The organism is Castellaniella defragrans, assembly GCF_014203015.1.
Taxonomy (GTDB): Bacteria; Pseudomonadota; Gammaproteobacteria; order Burkholderiales; family Burkholderiaceae_B; genus Castellaniella; species Castellaniella defragrans.
The window spans coordinates 131,653-146,780 of record NZ_JACHIB010000011.1 but is presented as its reverse complement, the minus strand read 5'-3'; the positions used below and the strand labels follow the sequence as shown (position 1 = coordinate 146,780).

At 65.6% G+C, this 15,128-nt stretch carries 11 protein-coding genes; 3 read left to right on the top strand and 8 right to left on the bottom strand.

Translation table 11 applies throughout. The annotated features are described in order from the left end of the window. Positions 1 to 1,319, top strand: a 1,319-nt coding sequence (locus tag HNR28_RS10715) for a hypothetical protein (protein WP_221291662.1), incomplete at its 5' end; no start/stop codon positions are given. 192 nt (positions 1,320 to 1,511) lie between these two features. Here HNR28_RS10715 and HNR28_RS10710 read toward each other — a convergent pair. Continuing rightward, positions 1,512 to 2,015, bottom strand: coding sequence for a DUF4351 domain-containing protein (locus HNR28_RS10710; RefSeq protein WP_151025081.1), 504 nt, complete (start codon positions 2,013 to 2,015; stop codon positions 1,512 to 1,514). Positions 2,016 to 2,158: 143 nt separating this feature from the next. Between HNR28_RS10710 and HNR28_RS10705 the strand changes: the two genes are divergently transcribed. Then, on the top strand, positions 2,159 to 3,433 hold the full coding sequence (locus HNR28_RS10705; protein WP_151025083.1) for an ISNCY family transposase: 1,275 nt from the start codon (positions 2,159 to 2,161) through the stop codon (positions 3,431 to 3,433). Positions 3,434 to 3,444: 11 nt separating this feature from the next. On the opposite strand, the gene HNR28_RS10700 is transcribed toward HNR28_RS10705, so the two are convergent. The 3 genes from HNR28_RS10700 to HNR28_RS10690 form a co-directional block, all read right to left on the bottom strand. Then, on the bottom strand, positions 3,445 to 4,029 hold the full coding sequence (locus tag HNR28_RS10700; RefSeq protein WP_151025080.1) for an RpnC/YadD family protein: 585 nt from the start codon (positions 4,027 to 4,029) through the stop codon (positions 3,445 to 3,447). A 714-nt stretch (positions 4,030 to 4,743) separates the two neighbouring features. After that, positions 4,744 to 6,663 carry a calcium-binding protein gene (locus HNR28_RS10695; RefSeq protein WP_151025079.1) on the bottom strand — a complete coding sequence of 640 codons (1,920 nt, stop codon included), beginning with the start codon at positions 6,661 to 6,663 and terminating at the stop codon, positions 4,744 to 4,746. A gap of 259 nt (positions 6,664 to 6,922) precedes the next feature. After that, a complete protein-coding gene (locus HNR28_RS10690) occupies positions 6,923 to 7,333 on the bottom strand; it encodes a hypothetical protein (protein WP_151025078.1) in 411 nt (136 codons plus the stop codon). A 401-nt stretch (positions 7,334 to 7,734) separates the two neighbouring features. Here HNR28_RS10690 and HNR28_RS10685 point away from each other — a divergent pair, with 401 nt between their 5' ends. Next, complete coding sequence (locus tag HNR28_RS10685; protein WP_151025077.1) at positions 7,735 to 9,276, top strand: class I SAM-dependent methyltransferase; 1,542 nt, start codon at positions 7,735 to 7,737, stop codon at positions 9,274 to 9,276. A gap of 73 nt (positions 9,277 to 9,349) precedes the next feature. Here HNR28_RS10685 and HNR28_RS10680 read toward each other — a convergent pair whose 3' ends face one another. From HNR28_RS10680 to HNR28_RS10665, 4 genes are all read right to left on the bottom strand, one after another. Then, the gene (locus HNR28_RS10680; protein ID WP_151025076.1) at positions 9,350 to 9,922 is read right to left on the bottom strand and encodes a hypothetical protein; all 573 of its coding nucleotides are present in this window, start codon (positions 9,920 to 9,922) and stop codon (positions 9,350 to 9,352) included. 458 nt (positions 9,923 to 10,380) lie between these two features. Further along, positions 10,381 to 12,207, bottom strand: coding sequence for a beta strand repeat-containing protein (locus HNR28_RS10675; protein ID WP_151025075.1), 1,827 nt, complete (start codon positions 12,205 to 12,207; stop codon positions 10,381 to 10,383). 400 nt (positions 12,208 to 12,607) lie between these two features. Continuing rightward, positions 12,608 to 14,101 (bottom strand): hypothetical protein, encoded by a 1,494-nt coding sequence (locus HNR28_RS10670; protein ID WP_151025074.1) that lies wholly within the window; start codon positions 14,099 to 14,101, stop codon positions 12,608 to 12,610. Positions 14,102 to 14,225: 124 nt separating this feature from the next. Next, a complete protein-coding gene (locus tag HNR28_RS10665) occupies positions 14,226 to 15,125 on the bottom strand; it encodes a class I SAM-dependent methyltransferase (protein ID WP_184142868.1) in 900 nt (299 codons plus the stop codon). Positions 15,126 to 15,128 lie beyond the last annotated feature (3 nt).

Genomic DNA, 15,128 nt, shown 5'->3' with positions numbered 1-15,128 from the left:
CCCAGTTCTGCTGCCATCGGGCAGCCGTTCGTTCAACCGTAGGGGGGGTCAGTTTTAGGTGTCGCCAGGGGGTCAATTCCTGGTGTCGCTTGACAATATCCAGGGCACATGAATTTTCCGATGTGTTTTTCTTTTCCCACGGATGGAACAACGACTGGACGTGGGCGAATAAAAGATATCAGGATTTTTTCGACGAGTATTCAAAGCTGCGCCAGGCCCACGACCTGGCCATGCCGGCGGGATACAAGCCCATGATGGTGGGTGTTTTCTGGCCAAGCACCGCCCTGGTCTTCGGCAAATCGGAACGTGGCCCGGACTTCATGGACATGGACCCACCCGAAGCGGATGATGATTATCCCGAAGACCGCTTTTTGCAGGACCTGGCAGAAGTCGCCGATATTCTGGAAGAAGAAGATCGCAGCGCGCTCTATTCGCTGGCACAGACGAACGGTCTCGGCCGGCAGCAGGCCCTGCAGCTGGCGGAACTGATGACGAAGGTGGTATCCGACTCCGAAGGAGAAATAGATCATGTCGAAACCGTGGCGCCGCAGGCGCTTCTGGACAGCTGGATCGAAGCCAGCGAATCGGGTGCCGGTTCTCCCGGCCATGGCGGCGCGCAGATCAAGGACACGCGCATACAGGATGGTTTTTTCAAGGTGCTCGATCCCCGGCGCATCATCCGCCTGCTGACCGTCGCAATCATGAAGGACCGGGCGGGCGTGGTCGGGCATGCCGGCGTTGGCGGGGTCTTGCAGCAGCTGCTCGACAATAGCGCCGCCCGCATCCATCTGGTCGGCCATTCCTATGGCGCCAAGGTCATGCTATCGGCACTCAAGTCCACCCAGCCGCACTCCAGAAAGGTCCATTCCGCCCTGTTGCTGCAGCCGGCGATATCACACCTGGCCTTTGCCGACCGTCTTCCGGGCAAAACGGGACAAGGGGGCTACCACGGTCTGCAAGAGCGGGTCCATGCACCCATTCTCTCCACTTTCAGTTCTCATGATTTTGCATTGCACACGCTGTTTCACCATGCCTTACGCCGCAAGGCCGATCTTGGGGAGACCAAGATCGATGCCCTTGCCCGGGATCCTTCTCCAAGTCCCTACGCCGCGCTCGGCGGCTATGGTCCACGCCATTCGGGTGAACAGCTGATTCCCATCAAAACGGCGCCCGATCCGTATGCTCTGGACGGAAACAACAGGATCTACGGGCTGAATGGCTCCGACGGCAAGAAAATCGGCGGCCATGGCGACATCATCAATCCGTACACGAGCTGGGCGCTGCATTCGCTCGTCCGGTACGGCATGCAGCAGTCCTGACGGACTCGTCGCCTGGTGGTGATGGGCGATATTCCTTTCATGAAGACTAAGCGGCGGGGTCCTCGGCCGGCGGCGCCATTCGCCGCATCGAGCCCTGCTGCAACCATTCGGCAGCCTGTCGAACCTATCCGAGCCGGCAGAACAGGGGCGGCCGCGTCGTGGTGCCGGGGCGATTGGCGGGTCCGGACCTTCTCAGCCGCGGAACACGTCTTCCAGGGTCGTGGCGTCCACGAAGTTCAGCGACCAGGCTTCCAGATCTTCCGCGCCGGCGGCGCGGATGCGCTGCTCGACGGCGGCATCCACGGCCCCGAAGCGGCGCTGGATCAGGCGCAGCAGCAGATCGGCCTGGCCCTTCACCTGGCCTTGTTCCAGACCCTTCGCAATGCCGCGGCGTTCGGCAATCATCACATAGCTCATCTTGCGCTCCTGTTCCAGGCGTTCCACCGCCGCCAGATAGGCCGGCTCCTGCTGCGCAGGCAGCCGCAGCATCCATTCGATCAGCCGCAGCAGCGGCTGGATGTGTTCCCGGTCGTAGCCGTAGCCGTACAGCAGCCGCACCAGCGAGACGGTGGGCTCCAGCCGCTGCGCCCCGGTCCGATACCGCAGGGCCTGCAGCTGCGCCATGATCACCACGGCAAACGGGTTCGTGCGCGCCAGCGATTCCAGCTCGCTCCAGCGGCTCAGCCACTGGGACAAGTGTACGGCATGAAAGGAAAAATACACACCCTGGCCGAGGAACTTGTTGGCGCAACGTGAGAATGTCCGGTCTGTGCAAAGTAGAAATGTCCGGTCCAATGGTGTGAACCACACCACCGAGACGGACAGGGACGATGATCACGATGAGCCAGAAGGAAGTCGGCCGGCTGCGGGTGCTGGAACAGGTCGCGCAGGGTGCACTGAGCCAAGGCGAGGCGGCTGGCGTGCTGCAACTCTCGGTGCGCCAGCTCCGCCGTATCCAGCGCCGCTACGAGGCCGGCGGCGCCAGCGCCTTGGTCCATGGCCTGCGCGGCCGAACCTCCAACCACACGCTTGAGGCCGCAGTGGTGCGCCAGGCCCAGCAATTGATCGCACTGCACTACACCGACTTCGGCCCGACCCTGGCCTGCGAGATGCTCGCCCAGCGCCACGGCATCGCGCTGTCGGTCGAGAGCGTACGCACGCTCATGCGCGCCGCCGGCCTCTGGCGCGCCCGACGCCGACGCTGCGCCCCCATCCATCCGATGCGCGAGCGCCGCCCCCGGCGCGGTGAACTGATCCAGATCGACGGCAGTCCGCACGACTGGTTCGAGGGACGCGGGCCCCGCTGCACGCTGCTGGTATTCATCGACGACGCCACCAGCGAGCTGATGGCGCTGCGCTTTGTGCGCGCCGAGACCACGGCCGACTACCTGCGGGTGCTGCGCCAGCACATCCTCACCCACGGCCTGCCGATGTGCCTGTACAGCGACCGGCACAGCATCTTCCGCTCCACCAGTCCCCAGGATCCGCAACCCACCTGTTTCGCCCAGGCGCTCGAGCGCCTGGGCATCGAAGGCATCCAGGCCAGCTCCCCACAGGCCAAGGGGCGTGTCGAGCGGGCCAACCAGACCTTGCAGGATCGGCTGGTCAAGGCCATGCGCCTGCAAGCCATCGACGACATCGAGACGGCCAACGCCTGGCTGCCCGCGTACATCGCGGCACATAACCAGCGCTTCGCTGTCGCACCGGCCCTGTCCGAGGATGCCCACGCGCCTTACCTGGGCGAGGCCGATGCCTTGGACCTTGCCCTGGCCTTCCACTACGACCGACGCCTGTCGAGCACGCTCTCATGCCAGTTCCGGCAACGCATCGTGCAGGTCCTGGCTCCGGCGGAACAGCGACGCCTGGCCGGCGAGCACGTGCACGTCATCGAACACCTCGATGGCTCGCTGCAGGTTCTGCACGCAGGACGAGCGTTGCGCTTTGAGGCCCTGCCCAAGCCCAGCCGCATCAAGCCGGCCGAAGACTCCAAGTCGCTCAACACCAGGGTGCAGGCCGTCGTCACAAAGCGCTCCGGGCCATCGGCCAATCATCCCTGGAGACGTTGGGAAGGTCCCATTGAACTCCTACGTACACACCCAGCCGCTGCCCCTTGATCCGGACATTTCTATTTGGGAGAAAACCGGTCATTTCTATTTAGCGTTGACACCTGGCCGAGGAACTCGCGCCGGTATTCCAGGCGTTCTGGGCCGGATCGGCTGGCCACCAGGATGGCCAGGCTGAACAGCGCCGGCGGCGCGCGCCCCGCGCGGGCGTTCAGGCCTTCGTGGCGGTGTTCGATACGCGTCCTGTAGCGGTACATGCGCTGCGCGATCCGGGACAGGGCGCGGGCGCCCATGCCGCCGCCCTGGACCTCGACGTGGACCAGGATCCAGGCGTCGGCGCCGTCCTTGTGGCGCACCCGCACCAGCTTGTCGGCATGCAGGCGCCCATGGCCGGGCGGGCCGTCGGGCACGCCAAGCGCCTGCAGTTCCTTGTCCAGGAATTGCGGGGCCACGGACCAGTCGATGACCTTGTACAGGGCCTGCGCCAGCAGTTCGATGGCCTGGCGGAAGAAGAGTTCCAGGGCCTCCTTCCAGGGACTGTCGTGGTCGTCGGCGGGGACCACGGCAGCGGGCAGGGAGGCGGCGGTGGGAGCAGCAGGAACAGCAACGGCAGCGGAGGTGGTGGGACCTGCAGCGGCAGCATCCATAGCCACTGCGGCGGGGGTAGCCAGAGTAACGGCAGCAGCGGTGGGGGCAGTGGAAGCAGAGGCGGCAACAGCAGGAGCAGCAACGACAGCGGAGGCAGCGGGACCGGCAGCGGCAGCATCCGTAGACACTGCGGCGGAGGCTGTCGGAGCAACCGCAGCAGCAGGGGCGGTGGCAGGAGGATCTGCGGCAGGCGAAGCGTCGTTCCGATCGGGCATGGCGGGCTTCCGGTGACAGGAAGCCCCATTCTGTAGGCGTCCCGATCCCCCCGCCAGACTGGGAAGTACGAACGGATGAAAGTGTCCCGGACATCGCCGCCCCTCTGCGCCGCCCCATGGGCCTGGCGTGCCAGGCCACAGGCGGACGCCTTAGGACGCCGCGGGATTTGAGAGAAGGGATCGGAGGGTCGAGATTCCGGCGAACGGAATCCCGGACGAGAGGACGGGAGAGGACGGGAGATGACGGGACTCCGGACGATGAAATCCCGGATGGCGGCATCGCAGGCGACGCGATCTCGGACACCGAAAAAACTCGGCCGCCGAACGTCAGGTGTCGGCCGCCGAGTGTCAGGAATCAGGGTTCAGGAATCAGGGTTCAGGAATCAGAGATCAGGAGTCAGAGATCAGGAGCCAGAGATCAGGAGCCAGAGATCGAGGCTCAGGGGTCGGGCGAATAGATCGAGGCTCAGGGGTCGGGCGAATATCCGGTGTCGGGCCTTACGCGAACACGATGACGCTGCCGATGGTATCGAGGGCATCGGGGATGATTTTCAGCAGCTTGGCATTGACGCCGGTGAGCTGGATGAGGCTGTCGTCGTTGAAGTTCGCGGCGTCGTCGCCTTGGGCCCACACGTAGGCGTTGCCGCCGAAGGAGAAGAGCACTCCGTCGCCCTCGCCGCCGATGCTGGCATTGAGGGCCTGGAGGACGGATTGCAGGGTGGTGTGGTTCGCCAGGAAGCCGGTTTCAAAGGCGACGCGGCCGCCCGCGTCGACGACGCCCAGGCCGGCATAGGTGCCGGTCGCGGCGGCGGCGGCGAGGTCGTCCACGTTGACCGCTTCGACGAAGGTGAGGCTCGGATCCGGATCCAGGGCGATGACGTTCTCGAAGTCGGTGATGATGTCGAAACCGGTGAGCGTGACGGCGCCGCCGGCATCGGTGGACGTCTGGACGCGGGCGGAGTCCATGCCGCCGGTGAACTCGAATACGTCGACGCCAGTGCCGCCCGTCATGATGTCGATGCCCGCGCCCGCGATAAGAAAGTCATCACCCGCACCGCCATCGACCATGACGGTGGAACCCGCGACTGCGAGCATGGCGGAAAATTCATCATCGCCGTCGCCCAGCCGGACGGTGGCGGTCGAACCCGGGCCGATGCCGAGGTCGATACAATCGTCGCCGGCGCCCGAGTCGATCACGACGGTCGCGTCCGGGGAGAGGGGAAACACGCCGATGCAGTCGCAGCCGTCGCCGGTGAGGACGGTGATGGACTTGACGTAGTCGAGATCGCCGAAATAGCCCACGTCCAGGTCGCTGGCGACGGTGGCGGCGTCCAGGGTGAAGGAGGCCAGGCGGGCGGAACCGACGCTGTCCAGGACCAGCATCTGCTCGGCTCCGGCCGCGCCGCCGTCCACGTGGACGGTCAGGGCGTCGCCCTGGACGGCGTGGTCGTTGACGACATAATCGGCCGTCTCGGTGCCCAGCGTGAGGCTGAGGTTTTCCACGCCGTTGAGGGTGAGGTTGGCGTCGGCAGAGAGGTGGACGGCCAGGGCATCCCGGGTGCCGTCCACGCCGCTGAAGACGGCGGTGAATTCATGAGCGAGGTCGCCGCCGTCGTAGGACAGGCTGTTCAGCAGTCTACCGGTGTAGACGAAGTCCTCGCCGCCCGTGACGGACAGGGTCTGCACGCCGGCGGCGCTCAGGCCGGAGGCGGCCACCGCCGCCACGCTGACGTGCTCGACGGACAGCAGGGAAGGCGTCATCACGCTGTCGGCGTTGACGATGCGGAGGGTGTCGATGCCCTGCGCGCCGTTGATGGAAACGTTGGACAGGTCGGTGGCCGCCGGGTTCGACGGGTCCATCGCGCCCGCGGCGTCGAACAGGAAAAGGTCGTTGCCGACGGTGCCGACGTACAGCCTGCCTTCGGTGATGGCAAAGCCGCTTTGCGCGATCAGGGCCTCGAAATCGGGGCCGGCGCCCGGGCGGGCCTCGGCGATGCCGTGGGCCAGGAAGTGGGAGAGCAACTGGTTCTGCTGCTCCGGCGTCGGGTCGGCCGGGTCGGCGATGCCCAGGGCGGCGGCGACGTCGGGATTGGCGGCGGCATAGTCGGCCGCGGTGAAGCGGGACGGCGCCAGGGAAGGATCGTTGCTGAACAGGCGGCCTTCGTCCCAGCCGTAGGCCGCGTAATGCGCCAGGGCGGTGGCCACGGTGACGCCGTTGGGCGCCAGATCGGGGTTGGCGTTCAGGTAGGCGACCGCATCGAACCAGGCATTGGGCGCGCGGCCTTCGTAGGCGCCATGCAGTTCGTAGTGCTGTTCGGCGATGGCGAATTGCTGGTCGGCCGGCAGGCCGGCGACGGCGGCGGCCACGTCGGCGTTGTGCGCCAGGTAATAGGCGGCGTTGAAGAACGGATTAGCCATCTCGATCACTCCCCGGGGGATTTTCTAGGATATTCGGAGCGCAGCATGCCGGCTTCCGGCCGCATCGGCCTTGGCCCAGGCACCTAGCAAAAAGCCCCCACCAGAAGATGGAGGACTTTCGGGCGAACCTGCTCGGCACCTAAGCCCCATCCGATGGTCGTTCAGGCCCGGTACGCCAGGCCATCGGACATTGCTGCAGGACTTCAGTGGGCAGAATGAGCGGATTGGTTCCCAGTTTCACACAATAAACATCCATATGCTACCTGAACACCACATACTCAACCAGATTGGTCAGAGTACCGGAAGTGGTCGTGGCAATTTCGTAACCGGTAATCCCAGCGATATGGCCTGCCTGATACGAGGACGTCGCGTCTGCCAGCTTGATATTCTCGAAACCGGTGAACATCTTGCCACGGGTGGCGCTGATAGCGGTGGTTGTGGTGTTCAGCACCAGGGTATCGGTGCCATCAACGCCATTAAATGTCGAGCCCGCTGTCAGTGTCAGGGCTGTAGCGCCTTGCGTAACCGTCAGCGAGTCGTTGCCCGCGCCCAAGTCAATGGTGGCCTTAGCACCCAGAGCATCGGTAAAGTTGACGCCATCATTGCCTGAGCCTCCCTTCACTTGGATGGGATTTGCACCGAACTGCACGCCCGTCAGAGACAGGCTCACACCCCCCCGTGCTAGCGGAAGCATCCACAGATTTCCGCACAGGCTGAACAGGGCCAGTGGCGAGCGCCGGGGCCCCGCACGCCCGCCCTGCACCTCGGCGCGGACCAGGATCCAGATATCGGCGCCAGCCCCATGGCTTACGGTACGGGAGTGTCGGCATGCAGCCGTCCATGACCGGGTGGACTGTCCAGCACGCCGAGGGCTTGCAGTTCCTTGTCCGGGAACTGCGGAACCCCCGTCCAGTCGACGGCCCGGTGCAGGCCGGGGTCAGCAGCTCGAGAGCCTACCGGAAGAAAAGCATAAGCGATGGGTCCGTCCCCCCCACATCAGTTCGCAGGTTTTTCACCTATCATTGCATTTCACCCGATCCGGGGCATATTCCTCTCAAGCACCCAAACACCATGAGCACTGTCTGGAACGAAGGCTACTTCACTGACGTAGGCTACACCTATGGCTACTATCGCGAAATCAATCCCGTGTTCCAACGCTTCTGCCTGCTGCTGCGCGGCTTTGCTGCGCCCGATGCGGCGCAGCAGCAGCACTGCGAACTGGGCTTTGGTCAGGGAGTCTCGATCAACATCCATGCGGCAGCCAGCCCGGACAGTTTCGTGGGCACCGACTTCAATCCCGCCCATGCGGCGCACGCCAATCAGCTGGCCGCCGTCTCTGGCAGCGGCGCGCGCCTCTTTGACGACAGCTTCGAGCAACTGCTGGCCCGCACCGACCTGCCGCAATTCGACAGTATCAGCCTGCATGGCATCTGGACCTGGGTGAGTCGCGACAATCAGAAGATCATTGCCGAGTTCGCCCGCCGCCATTTGAAGCCCGGCGGGCTGCTGTACATCAGCTATAACTGCTTTCCGGGCTGGTCGCCGGCCTATCCGCTGCGCCAGCTCTTTGCCCTGCACGACCGCTTCACTCCCGGCGCCACGGGGACCGTGCAGCGAGTCGAGGCCGCGATGAAATTTTCCGGGGACCTGCTGGCCGCACAGCCCAATTATCTCAAGGCCGTGCCACATCTGCCTGATCGGCTGAAGAAGATCATGGAACAGAACCGCCACTACCTGGCCCATGAATACTTCAACCGCGAGTGGAACTGCATGTACTTCACCGACGTGGTCGATGCGCTGGCCCCAGCCAAGCTGGACTTCGCCTGCACGGCCGCGCCGCTGGATGCAGTGGAATCAGTGAATCTCAGTACCGCGGCCCAGGCATTCCTTGCAGGTATCGCCCATCCCATCCTGCGCGAGCAGGCGCGCGATTATTTCGTGAACCAGCAGTTCCGCAGGGATATCTACGTGCGCGGCGCCACCCGCCTGCCGCCGGCGTTGCGCCGCCAGCAACTGCTGCAGACACGTTTCGTCCTGCTGCAGCACGCGGCCGATGTGCCGCTGAAGGTGACCGCTGCCGCCGGCGATGCCACCCTGCAGGAAGCGGTATACCGCCCCCTTCTGGAAGTCCTGGCGAGCAACCACTACGCCCCCAAGACGCTGCGCGAGCTGGCGGCCGCGCTGCCTGCATTGCAAGAGGCGCAGGTCCTGGAGGCGCTGACCGTGCTCGTGGGCACGAATGCAGCGGTTCCTTGCCAGAGCGAGGTGGCCGCACGCCATGTGCACAAACGCTGCGATGCGCTGAACCGCCATCTGATGGAGCGCGCGCAATTTTCCAGCGAAGTCGAGACACTGGCCAGCTCGGTACTGGGCGGTGGCGTGCCGGTGCACCGGTTTCAGCAATTATTCCTGCTGGCTCGCACCCAAGGACGCAAGACCCCGCAGGAATGGGCACAACACGTCTGGCGGATCCTCGAGGCACAGGGCCAGCGTATCGTCAAGGAGGGCAAGACGCTGGAGACTGTGGACGACAATCTGGCCGAACTGACCCGCCAAGCCGACGAATTCGCCGAGAAGGGATTGCCTCAATTGAGGGCGCTGCAGGTGGCATGACGGGACATGGACGTTTCCTCCGGCGTGAAACACTGACCTGCCTTTAAAGTTCCCCGCGGTGGAAGCCCGGGGATTACGCAAACGCCCCATCGCCGCCATCGATCTCCAGCAGATCCGCATTCACGCCAGTCAGCTGAATGAAGCTGCCGTCGTCGAAGGCAGTGTCATTGGCGCCTTGCATCCACACATAGGCATTGCCGCCGAATGAGAAGATCACGCCGTCGCCTTCGGTGCCGATTGCGCCATTCGGGCCGACGATACCCACACCCGCATATGTGCCGGTCGCAGCGACGGCCAGCCCGTCTACGGTATCGATCCCGGCACCCGCGGCGATGATGTCGCTGCCAGCGTCCGCATCGACCGTAACAGTCGAATGCGCGGCCGAGAGCAGGACAATGATGTCGTCGCCGGCGCCCGCCCGGATGGTGGCGGTCGAATCACGTTCGACACTCAAGCCGATGCTGTCCAGGCCCAGGATCTGCATGGCCCCGGCCTCGCCGCCGTCCACGAGGATATCCAGGGCGCTGCCCTGGATATGGTTGTCGTAGAGAGCATCTACGACGCCGGTATCCGTGCCCGGCGTGAGCCCGACCATTTCCACGCCGTTGATGGTCAGGGCGGTCTCGGCGGACAGGTGGGCGGTCAAGGCGTCCCGGGTGCTGTCGACGCCGCTGAAGACGCCGGTGAAGCCACCGCCGTCATAGGACAGGGCATTCAGCAGGCCGCCGGTATAGACGAAGCCCTGGCCGCCCGTGACCCAGCGGCGTTGAAGAACGGATGGGCATCTCGATCACTCCCTGAGGTATTTTCCTGGATATTCCGCCGGATGCGGTATGCCGGCCTCCAGCCACGCCGTCCGGCGTCTGGACGTCCATCTGGACACCCATGGAAAAAGCCCCCCATCGGAAGATGGAGGGCTTTCGGGCTAACCCGCTCGGCGCCTAAGCCCCATCCGCTGGTCGTTCAGGCCTGGTACGCCAGGCCATCGGACATTGCTGCAGGACTTCAGTGGGCAGAAGGAGCGGATTGGTTCCCGGTGTTACACCACAGGATGGAAAGTGATGTTGGAGCCGGTGATTTCCAGCTGCTGAGCATTCACGCCCGTCACACGCCCGTCAGTTGGACCAGGCTGTCGTCGGTGAACACGGAGTCATCAGCGCCTTGCATCCACACGTACGCATTGCCACCAAACGAGAAGGCAAGCCCGTCATGCTCAGTGCCAACCACGTCATTCAGCGCTTCGACGATGGACTGGAGGGTGGTGTGGGTCGCCAGGAAGCCGGTCTCGAAAGAGGTGATGATGCCATTGGTGACGGCACCCACGCCAGCAAGCGGGCCAGTAGCCACTGCGCTAAGGTCAGTAACCGTGACGGTTTCGACAGTAGCGTCAACCGTGACGTTCTTGAAGTCCGTCACGATATCCCAGCCGGACAGGCTGGTGACGCTGTCAACGTTGGTCGTATGGACCAGGGCATCGCCAGAACCGAAAACGAAGGCATCAGCGCCAGCGCCACCGGTCAGGGTGTCGGTACCGACAGAACCGTTGATGGTGTCATTACCGGCACCACCATTGACCGTGACGGTCGAATCCACCGCGGCGGTCACAGTGATGGTGTCGTTATCGGCGCCCGCATCAATCGTGACCTTCGCACCCGTAGCACCGCTCACATCGACGGTGATGGTGTCGACACCAGCACCCGAATTCACCGTGACGGTCGCACCAGCGGCAACGGAGGTCAGGTCAAGCGTGTCATCTCCGGCACCCGTGGTGACGGAGATGGACTTGACGTTTTGCAGATCACCGATGTCGTTGATCTTCAGATCGCTGGCGAGGTCCGCAGCGTTGACCACCACCGAGGCCAGATCGCCCGAACCGGAGCTTTTCAGGTCAACGATTTGTGCGACATCAGCCTTGCCACCATCCAGATTGATCGCCAGGGTGGTACCCTGAATGCCATTGCTGGCGATCCCGAACGTTCCAGCATCCTCACCCAGCGTGACGTTGAGGGTCTCCACGCCGTTGACAACCAGACCGCCGGCAGCACCAGTAACCGTAGCGTTCAGGACATTTTGGGCGCCATCAACATTGTTGAAAGCACCGGTGAAGTTGCCACTATCGATGGACAGCGTTTGCAGCAGGCTACCGGTATAGGCAAAATCATGGCCGCCCGCGACGGTCAGGTTCTGCACGCCGTTCGCGGTCAGGCCCGCGTCAGCCGCCAAAGCCACGCTGACGTTTTCGATCGACAGCAGCGTCGGGGCCATCACGGCATTGGCACCGGTGATCTTCAGGGTGTCGGTGCCCTGCACACCGTTGATCTTCAAGCCGTTCAGGTTAGCAGGATCGGAGTAGCTGGCGATATTGAGCAGAAAGAGATCGTTACCGACAGAACCGGTCCACGTATACGGAGCGGTGGCGCCATTAGCAACGAGCCCGGTAATCTCGATACCAGTCGCACCGACCAGCGCCCCAAACTCAGCACCAGCGCCCGCACGACCTTCAGTGATGCCATGGGACAGGTAGTGGGACAGCAGCTGATTGGTCTGTTCCTGCGTCAGGGCCGACGTGTCGGTGATGCCCAGGGCCGTGGCGACGTCGGGATTGGCCACAGCGTAGGCGCTGGCCGTGAAGTTGGACGGCACCAGAGCCGGATCCGAGTTGAAAGTCCGGCCTTCGTCCCAGCCGTAGGCCGCGTAATGGGCCAGGGCGGTGGCCACGGTGACGCCGTTGGGCTGCAGATCGGGGTTGGCGTTCAGGTAGGCGACCGCGTCGAACCAGGCGTTGGGCGCGCGGCCTTCTTCCGCGCCGTGCAGGTCATAGTGCTGCTCGGCGATGGCGAATTGCTGGTCGGCCGGCAGGCCGGCCACGGCCTTAGCCACGTCGGAGTTGTGCGCCAGGTAGTAAGTGGCGTTGAAGAACGGATTAGCCATATTGATAATCATCCTAAGTGTTGCGGGTCGAACCCATCGATGGATGTTAGCTGTTGCCGGCTAACTGACCCTATGTCGTCAAACCCAGCCTCCAGTAACACAGGCGGAGTCTAATCACTATGAAAAATGCTGTCAATTCGCGCCGACCCGAGAGTCCACAACGCGACCACCATGCCGGAGAACCAAACGAACCGCCCCCGGCATGCGGGCATGACTGACGGCACGGCAACCCACCAATCAGACAAGTACAGGTCAGTGTACACATCCCTCCCGGCCAGGACGGGTCCGATGGCCTGGAATTAGCATATTTCCGGCCTGCCGTGGGGCGGAGGTTGCGCATGTGCAACAACCGCCGCCCCCGCACGGGAAGCCCGTGGACGGGCCGAAGCGGCCCGGACGCTTACACGATGCTCAAGGCGTCCGCCACCCGATCCAGGGCCAGGTCGTCGATCACCGCCAGCAGGCGGATGCCGGCGCCCTCATCCCAGCCCAGCCGGAGACTGCCGTCGGGGTCCTCGTGAAAGGACAGGTCCCGGCCCTCGACGCCGCCCCGGATCCGCAGGGTGTCGCGGCCGCCGCCCAGGGACAGGTGCAGCACCTGACCGGCATGCGCCGCGGGATCGATGACGAAGACGTCGTCGCCCGCCCCGCCCCGCACGCGCAGGCTGGCGCCGTCCACGCGGGACAGGTCCACCGTCACCCCGGCCGACGAGCCGGAGGCGTCGAAGCGCAGGAGATCGGGCGCGGCCAGCAGCCCCAGGTCGAGCGCCGCGCGGGCATGGACGCGCACGGTGCCGAGGCCGGCGAGGTCGGCGTAGTCCGCGCCCCAGGCCGCGGGGTCCGGCGCGCCGCCGATGCCGGCCAGGGAGGAGGCGCCCGTCACCGTGATGTCCAGGGCGTCCAGCGTGCCGGCAAGGGCGTCGAAATACAGCCAGGCGCCGCCCGGCTGCAGGCGGGCGTGGTCCAGGACGATGGCCTGCACGCTGTGGCCCTCCAGCGCCTGGCCGCCATAGGTGAGGCCGATGTGGTTGGCGCCGAAGGCCGGGTCGCGCACGCCCACCTGGTCGCGCACGGTGAGCTGGACGAGCTGCTCCAGGTGCCGGACGGCGACCGCGCCCGCCGACTGCTCGACGGTGACGGCCCGCAGGCCGTGCGCGTAGGCGGCCTCCAGGGAGGTGAGGTAGTGGGCGGTGAGCCGCAGGTGCTCGATCCCGTCCATGCGCAGGGGAATGGTCCCGCCCAGGGATTCCAGCAGCAGGGTGTCGTGGCCGCCGCCGCCCAGGAGCACGTCGCCGGGCTGCAGGGTATCGACCTGGACGCCGTCCGCCCACAGGGTGGGGGCGAGGAACAGGTCGTCGGCGTCCGTGCCCCGCAGGGTCTCGATCCGCTCGCTCAGCTGGAACCGATGGGGATCGGCGGGCGGCGGGCGGTCGAAGGGGACGGCGTCGCGGCCTTCGGCGTAGCCATATTGATAGAGATGGCGGGCCAGGGCCTCGTGCTGGGCGGGGCTGAGCCGGGCGGGGTCGTGGATGCCGAAGGCGTGCCGCAGGTCGGCGTTGGCGGCGGCATAGGCGGCCAGTTCGTCCAGGGTGGCATGGAAGCCCGCCGCGGGCGCGCGGCCTTCGGCGATGCCCCAGAGGACGAAATGGACGAACAGATCCGCCGGAGCCAGGCCGGCGGCGGCCAGGTCGGGGTGCTGCGCCAGGTACCAGGCGGCGTCGAACCAGGGGGCGGGGCTGCGCGACGCGGCGCCGGCCAGGGATTCGGCCGCGCCGTGGCGCTGGTAGTGATCCCAGGCGGCGGCCGGGGTGTTCAGGCCGGCGGCGAAGAGATCGGGGTTGCGCGCCAGGTAGCGGGCGGCGTCGAAGTACGCTTGGGGCGTATGGGCATGCATGATGATTTCCTTGAAAAAGCGTGCCGGGATTGGCACAAGGGCTTTTTAAGGAAATCGGCGGCGTCGCGGCCCGGAGATTCGGGGCCAGGGCCTGGGCTGAGCCTGAACCTGGGCCTGGGGATGTTCAGCGGCGCCGCAGGAACGCCGTCCAGCGCCAGCTGCGCGAGCGGCGCATGGCTTCCATCTGCGCCAGCGCCTGGTCGCGTTCGGCCAGGACGGCCTCGGCGCGGGCTTGCGCGGCCGGCAGGGCGGCCGCGGCGTCCAGGTCGGCGGCCAGGGCCCGCAGCCAGTCGCGCTGGGGCGGCGGCGGGGTGTCGGCTTCGGCTTCGGCTTCGGCGAGGCCAGCGGCGGGCGCGCAGGCACTGGCCCGCACGATGACCTGGTAGGCGCGGCCGGCGGGGTTGCCCGCCAGCCGCTGGCGCAGGGCGTCGGGCAGCGCGTCCCAGTAGGCGGAAAATTCGGGATGGTGCGGGCCGGTGTCCACCGTCTGCACGGTGTCGATGGCGAAGCCCGCCCGGGCCAGCATGTGCGCCAGGCTGCTGCGGGTGAAGAAATGCACGTGGGTGCGGTCCAGCAGGCCGGTGTCGCGGTAGGGGAAGGCGTCGCACAGCAAGGCGGCCAGGACGCCGCTGTGGGCGATGTTGGGCACGGACACGACCAGGCGGCCGCCCTCGCCCAGCAGGACGCGGACCCGCCGCAGGCAGGCGAGCGGATCGCGCAGGTGCTCCAGCACGTCGGCCGCCAGCACGGTGTCGAACGCGGCGGCGTCCAGGCCGTCGGCCCAGTGCGGCGAATCCAGGTCGGCCACGCGCGCGTCGACGCCCAGGCCGCGCGCCTGCGCCACGGCATCGGAGTCGGCCTCCAGGCCGACGACGCGGCAGCGGTAATGCCGCGCCAGCACGGTGGACATGGCGCCGGCCGCGCAGCCCAGCTCCAGCACCCGGCGGTCCGCCCCCACCAGGCGGCAGATCCGCGCGGGGGTGCTGTCGTCGTCCGGGTCGAACTGGTAGTCGTAGCGCGACATGGC